This is a genomic window from Microbacterium sp. Se5.02b (genome assembly GCF_019464375.1).
Lineage (GTDB): Bacteria > Actinomycetota > Actinomycetes > Actinomycetales > Microbacteriaceae > Microbacterium.
Map to the genome: position 1 here is coordinate 2,963,390 of NZ_CP080491.1, position 13,397 is coordinate 2,976,786.

The following is a 13,397-nucleotide window of genomic DNA, read 5'->3' on the forward strand; positions in this document are numbered from 1 at the left end:
TGTCAGAAGTGCTCGTGGAAGAACGCCCAGGAGTCCCATCCGCCGCCGACTGCCGCTACACCCGGGTCGGGGCTCAAGAAGAACGAGTCCCTGCCGTCTTGCTTCAGCGTCGCACGGTACGACGGATTCAGGTCGTAGAGAACCTCGAAAGTGTCGTCGGAGATCCGCGTGATGGTCACGGGGTGACCCGAGGAACCTCCGCTGAAATTCACCGAGTCGCCGATGGTTCGAGGAAGCTCGGGCAGCACGTTTTCGGTCATGCCCGCACTCTATCGCTGCGGCGTCGAGCTGCTCTTATCCGAAGGTCTACGCCGGCGCCGGCGGGGCTTTTGCTTGGGCATTTGATCTATGCAGTCGGTGTCGTCGGCGATCAGATTACGGCGCCGTTTGAGCTTCCCGCTAAATGTCGGCCCGGATATAGACCCGTCTCGCCACTTCCGAATTTCTGCCATCAGGAACTTGCACCTGCGCGCGGTCTTCCAAAACGAAGAGCTCTTGAGTGTGTCCCGGACGAGGCCGTCGATCTGGGCCAGATAAAGCCGGTCCTCTTCGTGGGCCACGAGCATTGCGGCTTGAAGGGACGACTCGAGTACGGCCGTCGAAGGGCGATCGGGGTACGGCGCCTCGTCGGGATGCCCGCTCCAGCGCATGTCGACAGCGTCGACAGCGCTCACCCATTGATCGGCTGCCTCGCCGTAGAGCCCGAGAGCCTCGATCAGGTAAATCAGACGTTCGTCGAGTCGCTTCTGATAGTCGCGCTCGACCTCCCGCTCGGCGTGAGCACGCTCATGATCGCCGCGCGCCGTCTCAGCTTCGACGCCCTGCTTCGCGATCTCGGTCGCCTTGTTCGCGGATCGGTTAGCCGAGATTGCAACCGCGAAGGAAGCCACCGCAGCGAGAAGAGGAACGAGCAACTGAGCAAAGGTCTCGAAAGTTGTTGGACTCGCGTCCTGGATTTCTCCCAGGATGCAGAGAAGCACCCCACTGATCCGGCCCGAATCGTCGGCGATGTCGCAGTTCACAGCCGAATCGTATCGGCAGTGACCCCATGAGCATCATCGGTGATGCGTTCAACGCGTGGCGCGAGTGCCGCGCCGAGTACGACGACACTCTCTACGCGCAGTACGAGGCTGCCGAGGAGGCGACGAACGGCGCGATGCTGAACGCTCGTGGCCGGGAGAAGGGTGTCGACCCGTTCTCGCTGTTCATGGGGAACGAGACGCGCGCTCTCGCGTACGCGTCGGAGGAGCTCGTCGAGCACTGGGCGGCGCACCCGCGGATCACGTTCGCGAAGTTCGAGAAGCAGTGGCAGGCGCAGCGTGAGGCTGAGCTGATCGAGGATGCGGCATGATCGCCACGCTCGAGGCAAACATCGCCCACGCGCTGATCTCAGTCGAGGAGAAGGTGTGGGAGCCGAACCGTGAGGTGACGCTCGAGCGTCTTCGCATCGTTGAGATGATGCACGAGGGCTGGCCGCAGTGTCGCCTGTGCGGTCAGACGGTCAACCGCCTCGACTCCGCCGGCCTCTGCTCGAAGACGTCCCCCGCGCACCAGGAGCGCCGCGGCATCCCTGTCCCGAAGAAGAAGGCGGGGAGCCGATCGTGAAGAACCTGCCACCGGGTGCCGCCCCGGATACCCAGCCCCACGAGCCCCGGATGCCGTGTCGTCCGTCGTGCTGCAAGACCCCGTACATGTGCGCCCGGAACAGGGCGTGTGACTGCCATCGAGAGGAGAAGCGATGACCACCACAGCGATGTTCGAGCAGATCCGCGAGCGCGACGGCGGCTTCTGCCTTCTCGTGCTCCCCGGATGTCTCGGCGAGGGGAACGTGCCACACCACCGCGCGAACCGCGGCTCGGGCGGATCCAAAGTCCTCGACGACCCGCGTGTGCTCGCCCTGGCGTGCTCGATCTGCAACGGGCGCGCGGAGGACGCGAGCGGCATCGTCCGTGCGGATCTCATTCGCCGTGGCCTCCGGGTCGAGAAGGCGGCCACAAACGCGCAGACGCTGCAGCGGTGCATCGATACGCCGGTGGAGTACCTCGACGGCGAGCTGTTCTATCTCGTCTCCGCGACCGAGCGGCGACACATCAGTGAAGGGAGGCCCGACCGTGACGTGGTTCAAGGTCGATGACGGGTTCTGGTCTCACCCGAAGACGGCGACGCTGTCGGATGCGGCGGTGACGCTATGGGTGCGAGCGGGCGCGTATTCGTGTCAGCACCTCACCGACGGCGTGATCAAGCGGCCCGTGCTGCGGCTCGTCGGTACGGCCGAGGCTGCGTCCGAGCTCGTCGAGGTGGGGCTGTGGCTTTCCGAGGCGGACGGGTGGCGTTTCCATGACTGGGCGGAGTATCAGGAGACTTCGGAGGCGGTGAAGAAGCGCCGCGAGGATGCTCGCGATCGGCAGCGGAAGGCGCGGGAGTCACGGGAGCAGAAGCGTTCACGGTCACAGGGTGAGTCACGCGTGACAGACGCCGTGACAGACGGTGTGAGTTCGCAACCCCCGACCCGACCCGACCCGACCCGACCCGACCTCCCCTCTACTGACGTAGAGGGGGCGCGCGAGGCGCCCTCCCCCTTCTGCTCGAAGCATCAGCCCAACGGCCCCGATGGGAAGTCGTGCCGGGCGTGCGGCGACGCCCGCATGGCCTACACGCTCGCCCCGCCGGTGGTGAAGTCCGCGCCGATCCCGTTCACGGTCGTCCCTGGGTCAATCTGCCCAGACGGGAAGCACAGGCTTCTCGGCGACGGCACGTGCATCCGCTGCGAGTACCGGGCGGAGGTGGCGTGATGGATGGCTACCTGCCCGTGAGGGTGAACGTCCCGCTCGACGAGTACCGACGCCTGAATGCGGAGGCGGAGGCACGCGGCATCAGCATCGCAGAGCGGATCGCACAGGTGCTCAGCCCGCCGAAGCATGGCGGGCGCCGCCGGGGCTCGGGTCTGCGGAGCGGCTACACGACCAGCGCCGGTGAGGAGATCGCCGCGGGCCGCCGCTTCAACATGTCGTGGGCCGAGATCGCCCGCCAACTCGGAGTCTCCGACTTCACAGCGAAAGCGTGGGCGGCGAAGTACGAGAACGAAGTCAGAGAACAGAACATGCGCGAACGCGCAGAAAGGAGAGCATCATGAATGCTCAAAAGCTCCGCACCAAGACGAACCGTCTCCGGTACAAGACACGCGACGGCAGTCTCGCCCACCGAGTGCTGACCATGATCGGCGACCGTCACCGCTGGTATGACTGGGGTCACCGGCTGATGATCCTCGTCGGCGACTACCGCACCGGTAGCTACGACGCCCCTCGCGGCCGGGACCTCTGGTACCGCTTCGCAGACGAGAACGAGGCGCACGGCCGCATTATCACCACGCACCACTACGCCGACGTCCGTGCGACCGAAGGTCAGGACGTGTCCTGGCGGATCTTCGACGTGCAGGATGAGGGTGGCACGGTCAAGCTCGGCTTCTGGGGTGAGCGCATCGCTCACTACGGGCTGAGCCGCCGCGAGCTCGCGCTGTTCCGTCGCTGGGACTTCTGGGAGTGCCGCGCCCGGGGCGAGTGGTTCGGCCTTCGGCGGTGGCTGTACTTCAAGGGCCTGCACGCAGCGGTCTACCTCAAGAGGCCCTTCGCCTGCAACGAGGTCCCGCCGAATGGAACGGGCGGCTACTCGCACTGGCACTGCGAGCTCCGCGGCAAGCACGACACGCACCGATTCCGGAACTACACCTGGGCAGACGACGCCAAGCGCGTGCAGTACGAGGGGGTGCGCTGATGGCTGGCGAAACCGTGATCACCGTCGTCGGCAACCTCACTGCCGACCCCGAGCTGCGATATACGCAGAACGGCCTCCCCGTCGCGAACTTCACGATCGCGAGCACCCCGCGGAACTTCGACCGTGCGAAGAACGAGTACGTCGATGGCGAAGCGCTGTTCCTCCGTGCATCCGTGTGGCGCGAGTTCGCCGAGCACGTGGCGGGCTCGCTGACGAAGGGCATGCGCGTCATCGCGCAGGGCCGTCTGCGTCAGCGCTCCTACCAGGACCGCGAGGGCAACCAGCGCACCGCGATCGAGCTGGAGGTCGACGAGATCGGCCCCTCGCTCCGCTACGCGACCGCGCAGGTCACCCGCGCGGTCACTGCTGGCGGGCAAGGCGGGCGCATTAGCCCGACCGCCTCCGAAGAGCAGAGGCAGACGCCCACCGCTCAGATGGACGCGTGGTCAACGGCGGGAGGGTTCGGCGATGACACGCCGTTCTAAGACTCGTAGCTTTCTTCCCCTCTACGACGCTGAGGCCGTGTCTTCAATGTCCGTATCGATGTCCGGGACACCCCGAGCAGGCATTCCTCGCACGATTGCGTCATGGTCCCCGAGGTCCATGAAGTCGATCCATGCCGACGGGCCGGACGGCATGTTGTCGATGAAATCTTTCGTTCGAAGAGCGCCTCGCAACCAGAGCTCAATCGCTGTTGCGAGCCACAGCATCGTGCGATATGTGAAGGAATCCGGCTGGTCTTCTGATCTGTGGACCACTGCATTGATGTACTTCACCACCGGAACATCACGACTCCGCAGGTGGGCGCCGAACGCGTTGACCTCCTGTTCGTACCGTGCATTTGCGCGGTCCATCTCGGCGGTGTCCCGCACTGCGTACGCCCGCCCAATCGCGTTCAATGCCTTGATCAGCTCGGCAGCCTGGGCGCGAAGCGCGGCTTCCTCCGCTCGAACTCGCTCACGGCTGACTGCCCAAAGCGCGATTCCAGCGCTGACCAAGACAGATAGGGACGGCACGAGCACCGCTCCGACAAAGTCGAACGGCATCTCGACGGTCACATTGATTGGCATGCCCCGAACTCTACTGGCAGGTGAACCATGAGCTTCCGGGCGAAGTACAACGGGGTGTGCGGGAACGAATGCAGCGACCGGATCCATGAGGGCGACGAGGTCGAGTACGTCGAGCAGGTTCTCGTCCACGTCGACTGTGCGCCAGCGTCCGAACCGGAGCCCCGTCCCGTCTGCCCCACCTGCTTTATGGAAATCGCACTGAACGGAGCCTGCTCATGCTGAACCAGATCCTCTGCGTCGCCGCCTGGCCCGGTGTCCCGTCGGTGGCACCGTGCAAGGCCTCCGACGTGCACCTGGAGACGTGCGCGAACGACGACTGCCGCGGTTGCTTCCCTCGACAAGCCGAGCGCGGGTTCCTGTGTGCGTCGCATTTCGACCGCGTCGAGCACGCCCTCGCCCGCTGGTCGGAGTTCGCGATCCGTGCCGGCCGCCTCGGCCTGACGAAAGCCGTCCAGCGCGACAACGCCGGTGTCCGCACGACCGCCGAAGGGCACGTGAACCTCACGGGCGTGTATCTCGCATTCGACGAGTGCCGCCGTTTCCTCCGCTCGAGCCCCGACACCGCCGAGATGTGGGTGCAGACCGAGGCGGGCGCCGCCGACGCGATCCAGTTCGCCGCCGCCGCAGAACGCGCCTACCGGTCCCACGAAGTCGAGGAGCGCCCCCACCGCATCCGCCGGGTCCGCTGTCCCGAATGCCAGCAGCAGATGATCTGGCACCCGCCCGCCTGGTACGAGGGCCACGTGACCGTGAAGTGCACGAACGACGAATGCAGGCACGTCCTCAACCAGGACGAATACGAAGAACTGGAGCAGAGCGCGTGATAAGTACGAGCGACGCCCACCCCTCGCTACGGAAAGGCGCATCTGTTACCAGCCGGTCAGGGCTCTTCGACCGACGCGGCTTATTTCGCCAACGGGTGTTCCCAAGGGCCGACCACGTGGTCATCCGTGAGCTTCTTTCGCCAGACGCGCCGAGTTGGCCGGAGAAGCCAATTCCGGGTCAGATAGATCACCTTCGTTTCGTGCCCAGCCTCGATCTCGTCGTCCATCCAAAGTTGAACCGAATGGCCCGGCTCAACGACGAGAGGAAAGCCCGGGTTCGTGGTCCCCGTCAGGGATTCCTTGCCAATAGCCAGCAGCCGGACGTCTTCGCCGCGCGGCTCACCGACACCCACACGAGGCACGGCAAGGGCCTGGCGACCCACGTTAAACAGGGTGAGCATCACGCCTCGGTTATGCCACCCGTCCGACTCGTATTGTTTGACCACATGGAAGTCCACGAGCAGCCGTGGCCCACCCGAGTAGAAGGAGTGAAGCAAGGCAGCCACGGAGACCGCGAGCGCCACGAGACTCAACGCCGACGCGAAGTCGAAAGCCGCAGGCTCGTTCACGAGCTCGACGGGGAAGGGCGTCTGAGTAGTAGCGATTGTCGGCATACCCAGATATTAGGGCCGTCGGGCTGTCTCGCGACGCGAGCAGGGATCGCGAATGACTGAACTGAAGGAGTGGGTCACGGTCAAGGAGGCCGCGTTCCTCGCCGGCCGCGACGTCCGCCAGATCTACCGCTGGATCGACGCAGGGCGCCTCGCCTCCCGCACGAACACCAGCGGCGTCACTATCGTCCTGTCGAAGGCCGTGCAGCGCATCGAGACGGAGGTCAAGCGCGGGCGGCCGAAGGGATCACCTAACAAGCGCTAGACGGCGACCGAGAGTGATCGCGGTAGCGATCGTAAGACTTCGTGCGCAATCTGGCGAATGGCGGCCGGGACAGGACTCGTCTTGGGGGGCTGTCCCGGCACTTGGTCAGTACCCCCCGTCAACCAACCTAGAGAGTTACCACGAGACAACCGGTGATAGGCCTCGTCTACGGATGGGTCAACGTGGGCACCGCCGTCCTGGTTCGCGACCACGAGAACGAGATCCTTGCGGCTGAAGTCCACCCGCAAACCGTCCCGGAAGACCGGCATACTCCACCACTCATCGAACACAAGGAATCGACCGGCGGCCGGCGCCCGGCCCACTCCGAAATTCGTTCGTTGTCTCAGGTTGGTGCGGTGCTTGAAGTCATCCAGGATGGGCACCCAGACCAGCTCCGTGTTCCCCTGGTCGTCAAGAACTGTGACCTGCGCAGCCACGAGGTTGCTCGTCGCTGCGAGATTCGTCTCGATCACCTGTCCGGCAGTATCAAGCCACCGCGTTCGGTCGAGTCGGTCGATCTGATCGAGCAAGGCGTGGCTTTGACCCCTGTTATGCAATAGCACCCGAAGACTCGTCGCCATTGGGCGGGCGTACGACAGCGAGCCTGAGTCGTACCGCCCGGCGTAGTCGCTAAGCAATTGAAGATGCTCTGCGACATGATTCTTCAGGTCGTCGGGAGTCTGCGTAATTCGGGCCACGATCTAATTCTGGGGGAATTGCACCCAGACATGCGGATATTCGTCAAAGCCGTCATGATGGAAACAGCAGGACGACTCTGTCCACAGCACGAAGCCCCGGCCCTCACACGAGGATCATCGGGGCTTCGCCAGTCTCATCCACCCCGGCCTCCGGCGGCAGCGTGCCCACGATGATCAAGCCGGCCGTCACCTCGCGCGCGTTCCACAGGCGAATCGCGCGGCGGACGAAGTACAGGTAGTCCATCGCGTGGAGGCGATCGTCTACGGTAACCCCGGGGTATGCGACAGCATGCAACGCGCTCTCGATCCACGGCCGCAGCTCAGCATCCTCCTTCGTCGTCGAGTACAGCTCCACGTGCGCCAGAGCCTCTGCCCGCGTACGATGCATCTCCTGCTCAACCTCAGCCACAGTCTCCTGCCATACAGCCACGGAATTTCCCGGGTCTTGGAGGTTCGCGAACTGCTCCGCCGCCGATACCGAGCGCATCATCGCCAGTGCAACCTGGGCGCGCTCCTCACGCTCACGCTGATCGACCTCTCGCTGTCGATGCGCCTCGTCCCGCAACGATGCTTCCTCAGCGATCAGCGTCGCCTTGCGGCCATTCGCGTATGCCAGCCAGGCCAGGAAACCGGTGACAACCACGGACCCGAGCGTGATCCACACCATCCACCAATCAGCAGTCATCCCCACAGCATCCCAGACCGCGCTGGTTCCCGCCCAGACCGAAGCCCCGGCCTCACGGGGGACACTGGGGCTTCGATCGTCACAGCGAGATGTGGAAGATGCGCTGGTCGTCTTCAGGGTCAGATTCGCGGCGATACCGGATGGTGAGCTTCTCTGGGGATGGTCCCCAGATCTGCGCCACGTAGAACGTGAAGGTGTCGCCGTACTCGTACCGGCCGTCCTGATGGCTCGACTCAATCGTCAGCAGGTTCGCCGTGGCGTCCGGGGTGACGTCAAACTCACTCACAAGAAGCGCCTCGCCCGACGAGTTCGAGACCCGATACTTCGACTCGCCCACCTCGCCGGCTGACCAATCCTTTGGAGTCATCTCCTCACGCTTGATCCGATTCGCTTCCTCCTGTGCCTCCGCCTGACGGATAAACGCGGTATTCGCCTCACCCGCGAGACGCGCGGACTCATCCCTCGCCTCGCGAGCCTCATCACGCGCGTCGCGAGCATCGCGCAGAGTGTCTGTAGCCGCCCTCGCCTGCACATACGTGAACACCGCACCCGCGAGGGTTGCGCATGCGGCAACGAGCGCGATCCACAATCCAGCTGCTTCCATCCCCACAGCATCTCAGAGCGAAGCCCCGGCACCTCGAGAGGGGACGCCGGGGCTTCGCACATTCGGTCACTTCCCGTCTACGAAGATCCCGCCAGGCTGCTGACCACCGATCACGGCGCGATAGGCATATGCCGCATCCCGAAGCATTGTGGTTCCTGCAACACCACCCCGCTCTGCGGCCTCGTCGGCCAGCTTCTTCACCGAGTCAAGGATCGCGTTCTGCGCCTCCTGCGAACTTGCCATGTGCTCCCGCCCTTCTATTCCCCGAGCCCTGCGCACGGGTAGCGGTCAGCATAGAAGCTGCCGCCGACACTCTGCACTTGCGTCAGAACGCCCCGAGCGGCGGCTCTTCAGAGCGCACCGTCGCCGGACCCACGTACGGTATCGGCCGAGAGATCGCCGCAGCGTCCCGCACAGCCCGCCAGCGCTCTACCGCCCGCTGAGCCGCATCTAACTGCTCGACCACGTCATCGAACGTGCTCGAGTCCTGCGCACCGCGCCCGATCATCTCCGCCAGATACGACGCACACCGCGACGCCTCATGCGACGCGGCATCGAGCCGCTCCTGCGCGAACCGCACCGCAGTCATGTCCGACATGTGATCCTCTCCGTCAGGCGCCCGCGCACGAGACACCCACAGCATCCCAGAACCACAGCGGCCAGGCCAGGCGCCAACCGCGAACGCGTACAGGCTGCGCACGATGAGGTAGCCAGTAAAGGCTCGCGCGTCGAGGACGAACCTGCGCGATGAGCTTGACCGCCCTATTCGTCAGCGCCGCTCTGGTGCTTCGCGACCCCCATCCAAATCTCGAGTGCGAGCCACACGGCCAGCCCCACCGGAACCAGGACCGCTGAATCCCCCAGCGCCCCCGCGACCTCGGCGACAAAGTCCTGCCCGGATATGACCGCAGCGATGAACGCACAAGCCCCCAGAATGACGACACTTCGGAGCCAGACCACTGGAATGTGCAGACGGTCGTACACCGCGAGCGCCCGCCTCTGCTTCCGCGCGGCACTCTCGAGCTCTCGCCGCCACTCCGCGTTCGTCATGCCTGAATCGTAGTGCCGTCCCAACCAGACCGCGTCCGATCGACGCATCCCGCACAGGGCAAGAGGCCCGAGTCGAGGTGAACCACCATGGCGATCTCCGACGACCAGAAGGCCCAAGTCCTCGCACTCCACGCCCAAGGACTCGCACGCAACGAAATCGCCCGCCGCGTCGGCATCAGCGCCGGCTCCGTCACAAACATCTGCCGCGCCGCCGATCGCGACTTTGACCGGTCAGAGACGAAACGGGCGACCGAGGCACGCCAGGTCGATCTCGCTGCTGGTCGTATCCGTCTGGCGAAAAAGATGCTCGCGGCGTCCGAGGCGATGCTGGACGACATCGACGGCGAGTACCTGGTGTACAACTTCGGCGGCAAGGACAACGACTACAACGAGCATCTGCTCGCAGCGGCGCCTGTCGAGGTGAAGCGGAACATCATCACGACTGCCGGCATCACGTTCGACAAGCTCACCCGCATCGTGGAGAAGTCGGACACTGGCCTTGAGCAGGCTGTCGGGGTCCTCGACACTCTCGCCGAGGGATTCCGGACGGCAGCGGACATATACCGAGGCGAGACGCCGAATGAGGCTTGACGAGATCGAGCGGTCGGCATCCCGCGCGCAGATCTTGTCCCTCGTCGATGCGACGAAGTTCAAGCTCGCGCTGTGGTTCGGTGCTGTGTCCTCCGGGAAGACCGTGATCAGCCTGTGGGCGTTCCTGCTCGCTGTTCGCATGGCCCCCCGTACGGGGATCATTGTGATCGTCGGGCGGACGATGACGACCGTTTACCAGAACGTGTTCGTCCTGTTCCAGAACACCGCGATCTTCGGCACGGTCATCGCCTCTCAGATCCACTACACGCCCGGCGCGTCGTCGGCGCGGATCCTGGGCCGCGAGGTCATGGTCATCGGGGCACACAACACCGAGGCCGTGGGCCGCATCCAGGGCTCGACGATTGCTCTCGCGTACGTCGACGAGGCCGCGCTGCTGCCCGAAGCGTTCTGGAACATGCTCGTCTCCCGACTCCGCGTCGAGGGCGCACGTCTCCTCGCGACGATGAACCCCGCATCCCGCAACCATTGGATCCGCAAGAACTGGATCGTCCCCGGCGCCGCGAAGAACCTCGTCAGCTTCCATTTCACCATGAAGGACAACCCGAACCTGCCTGCCGAGTACATCGCCGACATGGAACGGTCCTTCTCCGGAGTGTTCTACGACCGGATGATCAAGGGCGAGTGGACGAACGCCGAGGGCGCCGTCTACCCAATGTGGGATCCCGCCCGTCACGTCATCCGCTTCGACGACATGCCCCGCCTGCGCGATGTCATGGGTATCGGGATGGACTACGGCACGACGAACACGACCGCGGCTCTGATGCTCGGCGTGACCGATGAGACGAAGGTCGACCGGTACGGGCACACAGTCCCCCACTCACGCCTCGTGCTGATGGACGAGTGGCGGTACAACCCGAAGGATCACGGCGACGTCCGCCTCACGGATGCCGCCCTGTCGCAGCGGTTCCGCGAATGGCTCCCGAAGGATCACACACCGTACCCGTTGACCATCGCACCACGGTTCCTCATGCTCGACCCCGCCGCTGCATCCATGCACATGCAGATGCAACAGGACCTCCGAGGTACCGGGCTCTCCCCCTGGCCTGCCGTTAACGATGTCCTCCCGGGCATCAAGACGATCGCGAACCTCCTCGACAACGACGACATGATCGTCACCGATCGCTGCGAGGGCTGGAACGCCGAGGTCACCGAGTACCGGTGGGACGCGAAAGCGACCGACGCCGGCGAGGACGTCGTCGTGAAGGAAGACGACCACTCGCTCGACGGTGGCCGGTACATCACCCACTCGACCGAGAACTACTGGCGGCCCCAGCTCGCCGCCTGATGCAACCGGAAGGGGAGCCATGCCGATCCCCGAACCGAACACCCCCTGGCTTCCCGCTCCGTGGGACTTCGCATACAAGTCGTTCGCGGAGAACGACGCGTGGTACACGGGCGACACCGCCGCCCTCGCGAAGATGTACGGACGTGAGGGCGCGACCCGTTCAACGCATGTCCGCCACGGGCAGCAGATGCATGGTGGTCTCGTCGGTGCCGCGTCCCGCATGTTCTGGGGTCGCCCGGTGCCAGCGAACGAGAACCGTGCACGCCTCCACGTCCCCGCCCCGGCGGACCTCGCCGCGCTCGCATCGAATCTCGTGTTCGCTGAGCCGCCCGAGGTGCGCCTCGAGTCGCCCGGGGAGACGAAGCTCCGCCGCGACGGGAAGGCGCAGACGCGCCTCGACCTGATCGCAAACGGTGACGAAGCGCACGCGACGTTCAACCAGATGGGCGAGCTCAAGTCCGCTCTCGGCGCTGTCGCGCTCGTCACCCGCTGGGACACGGAAGTCGCCGATCACGTCTGGCTGGAGCCGTCCGCGGCCGACGTCATCATTCCCACGTTCCGCATGGGGCGTCTCGTCGAGTGCACGATGTGGTCCGAGTACGTGAAGGGCTCGGTCTACTACCGTCACCTCGAGCACCACGTCGTCGGTGCGATCGAACACGCGCTCTTCGCTGGCTCCGAGAACAACCTCGGCCGCCGCGTGCCGCTGGCCGAGATCCCCGAGACAGAGACGTACGCCGCTCTCGTCGACGCGGACTCCCGCATCCTTACGGGCATTGACCGCCTCACCGCTGTCTACAACAAGAACATGCCGACCGCGGCCTGGCGTAAGAAGGGCGTTCTCGCTTCGACGGGACGCTCCGACTTCGCGCAGCTGCACTCGCTGTTCGACTGGCTCGACGAGACATTCTCCTCGTGGATGCGCGACCTGCGTCTCGGCGCCGGCAAGATCCTCGTCCCCGAGGCAGCCCTCGATGTCGGGCTCATCGGGCAGGGTGCATCGTTCGACTCTGGCCGAGAAGTCTTCGCTGGCCTGAACATGCCTGGCAAGCCGGGCGAGATGGCGTTCGACAAGGTGCAGTTCGATATCCGCGTCGAGGAGCACGAGAAGACGGCGTTCGGCATCTACCGGGAGATCCTCCGCAAGGCCGGGTTCTCCCAGTCGGCGTGGGGCGACTACGCCGGTGAGCGCCAGCAGACCGCGACGGAGGTCGACGCGAAGGACAAGGCGTCTGAGCGCACGCGGGACAAGAAGATCCTGCAGGAGCGGGTCGCGATCTCTCGTGCCGCATCCGTGGCGCTCGAGATCGACGGGCTCGTGTTCCCCGGAAAGGGCGGCGGCCGGTACGACCAGCCATCCGTGATCTTCCCCGACGTGTCACAGGAAGACCCGGAGAAGCTCGCCCGCACCCTGACGCTCCTTGAGACAGCTTCGGCGATCTCGCTCGAGCAGAAGGTGCGACGTGCCAATCCCGATTGGGATGACGACAAGATCGACCCTGAGGTGAAGGCGATCCGCGCCGAGCGTGGGCTGTCCCCCGACCCGGCCACCTTCGACGGCACCGACCCGGCAGCCGAATCAGGGGAGATCGAACTCGACGTCAGTCGTTAGCGCTCGTGCCTTCGCGAAGACTGCATCGGCCTCGCCGTTGACAATGTGCGCTTGCACAGTGCGCGCGCCGACTACCTCGATGGCGTGGACCAGCAATCGAGTCGCGAAGCCCTGACCACGCAGAGCGGGCTGCGTGCTGATGGACCCGACGTAGAGCGTGCGGTCGCGGAACAGATCGCCCTCCAACTCGGATACCTGCTGATCGAGGTTCTCGCCGTCATCGACATACAGAGTCGCGGTGACGTATGCGAGCTCTTCGGCACCCGAGGTGGTCGTGTGTATCTCGATTCGCTCCATACGGAGAGCGTAA

Annotated in this window: 23 protein-coding genes; 13 read left to right on the top strand and 10 right to left on the bottom strand. The window is 64.8% G+C overall.

Annotated elements, in window-relative coordinates; translation table 11 throughout:
• Positions 1 to 2 precede the first annotated feature (2 nt).
• Complete coding sequence (locus K1X59_RS14640) at positions 3 to 260, bottom strand: hypothetical protein (protein ID WP_183150602.1); 258 nt, start codon at positions 258 to 260, stop codon at positions 3 to 5.
• A 9-nt stretch (positions 261 to 269) separates the two neighbouring features.
• A complete protein-coding gene (locus K1X59_RS14645) occupies positions 270 to 1,022 on the bottom strand; it encodes a hypothetical protein (RefSeq protein ID WP_183150603.1) in 753 nt (250 codons plus the stop codon).
• A 26-nt stretch (positions 1,023 to 1,048) separates the two neighbouring features.
• Here K1X59_RS14645 and K1X59_RS14650 point away from each other — a divergent pair, with 26 nt between their 5' ends.
• The 7 genes from K1X59_RS14650 to K1X59_RS14680 all read left to right on the top strand — a co-directional run bounded on the left by K1X59_RS14650 (position 1,049) and on the right by K1X59_RS14680 (position 4,256).
• Positions 1,049 to 1,351 (top strand): hypothetical protein, encoded by a 303-nt coding sequence (locus tag K1X59_RS14650; protein ID WP_183150604.1) that lies wholly within the window; start codon positions 1,049 to 1,051, stop codon positions 1,349 to 1,351.
• On the top strand, positions 1,348 to 1,605 hold the full coding sequence (locus tag K1X59_RS14655) for a hypothetical protein (protein ID WP_183150605.1): 258 nt from the start codon (positions 1,348 to 1,350) through the stop codon (positions 1,603 to 1,605). Before K1X59_RS14650 ends, K1X59_RS14655 begins: the two co-directional genes overlap by 4 nt.
• A 133-nt stretch (positions 1,606 to 1,738) precedes the next feature.
• Positions 1,739 to 2,134: a hypothetical protein gene (locus K1X59_RS14660; protein WP_202045289.1), complete on the top strand. Its 396-nt coding sequence runs from the start codon at positions 1,739 to 1,741 to the stop codon at positions 2,132 to 2,134.
• The gene (locus tag K1X59_RS14665) at positions 2,112 to 2,792 is read left to right on the top strand and encodes a hypothetical protein (RefSeq protein ID WP_183150606.1); all 681 of its coding nucleotides are present in this window, start codon (positions 2,112 to 2,114) and stop codon (positions 2,790 to 2,792) included. Before K1X59_RS14660 ends, K1X59_RS14665 begins: the two co-directional genes overlap by 23 nt.
• Complete coding sequence (locus K1X59_RS14670; RefSeq protein WP_183150607.1) at positions 2,792 to 3,133, top strand: hypothetical protein; 342 nt, start codon at positions 2,792 to 2,794, stop codon at positions 3,131 to 3,133. The genes K1X59_RS14665 and K1X59_RS14670 overlap by 1 nt, the downstream gene beginning before the upstream one ends.
• On the top strand, positions 3,130 to 3,771 hold the full coding sequence (locus K1X59_RS14675) for a hypothetical protein (protein WP_183150608.1): 642 nt from the start codon (positions 3,130 to 3,132) through the stop codon (positions 3,769 to 3,771). The genes K1X59_RS14670 and K1X59_RS14675 overlap by 4 nt, the downstream gene beginning before the upstream one ends.
• Positions 3,771 to 4,256 (top strand): single-stranded DNA-binding protein, encoded by a 486-nt coding sequence (locus K1X59_RS14680; protein WP_183150609.1) that lies wholly within the window; start codon positions 3,771 to 3,773, stop codon positions 4,254 to 4,256. Before K1X59_RS14675 ends, K1X59_RS14680 begins: the two co-directional genes overlap by 1 nt.
• A gap of 21 nt (positions 4,257 to 4,277) precedes the next feature.
• On the opposite strand, the gene K1X59_RS14685 is transcribed toward K1X59_RS14680, so the two are convergent.
• The gene (locus tag K1X59_RS14685) at positions 4,278 to 4,970 is read right to left on the bottom strand and encodes a hypothetical protein (RefSeq protein WP_183150610.1); all 693 of its coding nucleotides are present in this window, start codon (positions 4,968 to 4,970) and stop codon (positions 4,278 to 4,280) included.
• Positions 4,971 to 5,056: 86 nt separating this feature from the next.
• Here K1X59_RS14685 and K1X59_RS14690 point away from each other — a divergent pair, with 86 nt between their 5' ends.
• Positions 5,057 to 5,665 (top strand): hypothetical protein, encoded by a 609-nt coding sequence (locus K1X59_RS14690; RefSeq protein WP_183150611.1) that lies wholly within the window; start codon positions 5,057 to 5,059, stop codon positions 5,663 to 5,665.
• 80 nt (positions 5,666 to 5,745) lie between these two features.
• Here the strand turns inward: K1X59_RS14690 and K1X59_RS14695 are convergent, their stop codons facing one another.
• Entirely contained in the window at positions 5,746 to 6,279 is a 534-nt protein-coding gene (locus K1X59_RS14695) for a hypothetical protein (RefSeq protein ID WP_210274180.1), read from the bottom strand.
• A gap of 52 nt (positions 6,280 to 6,331) precedes the next feature.
• Here K1X59_RS14695 and K1X59_RS14700 point away from each other — a divergent pair, with 52 nt between their 5' ends.
• Both K1X59_RS14700 and K1X59_RS14705 read left to right on the top strand, forming a co-directional pair.
• A complete protein-coding gene (locus tag K1X59_RS14700; RefSeq protein WP_183150613.1) occupies positions 6,332 to 6,541 on the top strand; it encodes a hypothetical protein in 210 nt (69 codons plus the stop codon).
• 182 nt (positions 6,542 to 6,723) lie between these two features.
• Positions 6,724 to 7,101: a hypothetical protein gene (locus K1X59_RS14705; RefSeq protein WP_183150614.1), complete on the top strand. Its 378-nt coding sequence runs from the start codon at positions 6,724 to 6,726 to the stop codon at positions 7,099 to 7,101.
• Between the two features lie 241 nt (positions 7,102 to 7,342).
• Here K1X59_RS14705 and K1X59_RS14710 read toward each other — a convergent pair whose 3' ends face one another.
• From K1X59_RS14710 to K1X59_RS14730, 5 genes are all read right to left on the bottom strand, one after another.
• Complete coding sequence (locus tag K1X59_RS14710) at positions 7,343 to 7,924, bottom strand: hypothetical protein (RefSeq protein WP_220173537.1); 582 nt, start codon at positions 7,922 to 7,924, stop codon at positions 7,343 to 7,345.
• 79 nt (positions 7,925 to 8,003) lie between these two features.
• Positions 8,004 to 8,513, bottom strand: coding sequence for a hypothetical protein (locus K1X59_RS14715; RefSeq protein WP_183150616.1), 510 nt, complete (start codon positions 8,511 to 8,513; stop codon positions 8,004 to 8,006).
• 81 nt (positions 8,514 to 8,594) lie between these two features.
• Positions 8,595 to 8,771 (bottom strand): hypothetical protein, encoded by a 177-nt coding sequence (locus K1X59_RS14720; protein ID WP_183150617.1) that lies wholly within the window; start codon positions 8,769 to 8,771, stop codon positions 8,595 to 8,597.
• 82 nt (positions 8,772 to 8,853) lie between these two features.
• Positions 8,854 to 9,126 (bottom strand): hypothetical protein, encoded by a 273-nt coding sequence (locus tag K1X59_RS14725; RefSeq protein ID WP_183150618.1) that lies wholly within the window; start codon positions 9,124 to 9,126, stop codon positions 8,854 to 8,856.
• Positions 9,127 to 9,290: 164 nt separating this feature from the next.
• On the bottom strand, positions 9,291 to 9,578 hold the full coding sequence (locus tag K1X59_RS14730; RefSeq protein WP_183150619.1) for a hypothetical protein: 288 nt from the start codon (positions 9,576 to 9,578) through the stop codon (positions 9,291 to 9,293).
• A gap of 87 nt (positions 9,579 to 9,665) precedes the next feature.
• On the opposite strand from K1X59_RS14730, the gene K1X59_RS14735 reads away from it, so the two are divergent.
• From K1X59_RS14735 to K1X59_RS14745, 3 genes are read left to right on the top strand one after another with little or no spacing between them, the layout of a single operon-like run.
• Entirely contained in the window at positions 9,666 to 10,169 is a 504-nt protein-coding gene (locus K1X59_RS14735; protein WP_183150620.1) for a hypothetical protein, read from the top strand.
• Positions 10,159 to 11,475: a PBSX family phage terminase large subunit gene (locus K1X59_RS14740; protein ID WP_183150621.1), complete on the top strand. Its 1,317-nt coding sequence runs from the start codon at positions 10,159 to 10,161 to the stop codon at positions 11,473 to 11,475. Before K1X59_RS14735 ends, K1X59_RS14740 begins: the two co-directional genes overlap by 11 nt.
• Before the next feature lie 19 nt (positions 11,476 to 11,494).
• Positions 11,495 to 13,087 (top strand): hypothetical protein, encoded by a 1,593-nt coding sequence (locus K1X59_RS14745; protein ID WP_183150622.1) that lies wholly within the window; start codon positions 11,495 to 11,497, stop codon positions 13,085 to 13,087.
• Here the strand turns inward: K1X59_RS14745 and K1X59_RS14750 are convergent.
• A complete protein-coding gene (locus tag K1X59_RS14750; protein ID WP_183150623.1) occupies positions 13,055 to 13,384 on the bottom strand; it encodes a GNAT family N-acetyltransferase in 330 nt (109 codons plus the stop codon). The two genes, K1X59_RS14745 and K1X59_RS14750, sit on opposite strands and share 33 nt — an antisense overlap.
• Between the last annotated feature and the right edge of the window lie 13 nt (positions 13,385 to 13,397).

Excerpts from the sequence above, each read along its gene's own strand:
- K1X59_RS14640 (WP_183150602.1), bottom strand. The coding sequence starts at position 260 with ATGACCGAAAACGTGCTGCCCGAGCTTCCTCGAACCATCGGCGACTCG.
- K1X59_RS14650 (WP_183150604.1), top strand. The coding sequence starts at position 1,049 with ATGAGCATCATCGGTGATGCGTTCAACGCGTGGCGCGAGTGCCGCGCC.
- K1X59_RS14655 (WP_183150605.1), top strand. The coding sequence starts at position 1,348 with ATGATCGCCACGCTCGAGGCAAACATCGCCCACGCGCTGATCTCAGTC.
- K1X59_RS14660 (WP_202045289.1), top strand. The coding sequence starts at position 1,739 with ATGACCACCACAGCGATGTTCGAGCAGATCCGCGAGCGCGACGGCGGC.
- K1X59_RS14670 (WP_183150607.1), top strand. The coding sequence starts at position 2,792 with ATGGATGGCTACCTGCCCGTGAGGGTGAACGTCCCGCTCGACGAGTAC.
- K1X59_RS14675 (WP_183150608.1), top strand. The coding sequence starts at position 3,130 with ATGAATGCTCAAAAGCTCCGCACCAAGACGAACCGTCTCCGGTACAAG.
- K1X59_RS14680 (WP_183150609.1), top strand. The coding sequence starts at position 3,771 with ATGGCTGGCGAAACCGTGATCACCGTCGTCGGCAACCTCACTGCCGAC.
- K1X59_RS14690 (WP_183150611.1), top strand. The coding sequence starts at position 5,057 with ATGCTGAACCAGATCCTCTGCGTCGCCGCCTGGCCCGGTGTCCCGTCG.
- K1X59_RS14695 (WP_210274180.1), bottom strand. The coding sequence starts at position 6,279 with ATGCCGACAATCGCTACTACTCAGACGCCCTTCCCCGTCGAGCTCGTG.
- K1X59_RS14700 (WP_183150613.1), top strand. The coding sequence starts at position 6,332 with ATGACTGAACTGAAGGAGTGGGTCACGGTCAAGGAGGCCGCGTTCCTC.
- K1X59_RS14710 (WP_220173537.1), bottom strand. The coding sequence starts at position 7,924 with ATGACTGCTGATTGGTGGATGGTGTGGATCACGCTCGGGTCCGTGGTT.
- K1X59_RS14720 (WP_183150617.1), bottom strand. The coding sequence starts at position 8,771 with ATGGCAAGTTCGCAGGAGGCGCAGAACGCGATCCTTGACTCGGTGAAG.
- K1X59_RS14725 (WP_183150618.1), bottom strand. The coding sequence starts at position 9,126 with ATGTCGGACATGACTGCGGTGCGGTTCGCGCAGGAGCGGCTCGATGCC.
- K1X59_RS14730 (WP_183150619.1), bottom strand. The coding sequence starts at position 9,578 with ATGACGAACGCGGAGTGGCGGCGAGAGCTCGAGAGTGCCGCGCGGAAG.
- K1X59_RS14735 (WP_183150620.1), top strand. The coding sequence starts at position 9,666 with ATGGCGATCTCCGACGACCAGAAGGCCCAAGTCCTCGCACTCCACGCC.
- K1X59_RS14740 (WP_183150621.1), top strand. The coding sequence starts at position 10,159 with ATGAGGCTTGACGAGATCGAGCGGTCGGCATCCCGCGCGCAGATCTTG.
- K1X59_RS14745 (WP_183150622.1), top strand. The coding sequence starts at position 11,495 with ATGCCGATCCCCGAACCGAACACCCCCTGGCTTCCCGCTCCGTGGGAC.
- K1X59_RS14750 (WP_183150623.1), bottom strand. The coding sequence starts at position 13,384 with ATGGAGCGAATCGAGATACACACGACCACCTCGGGTGCCGAAGAGCTC.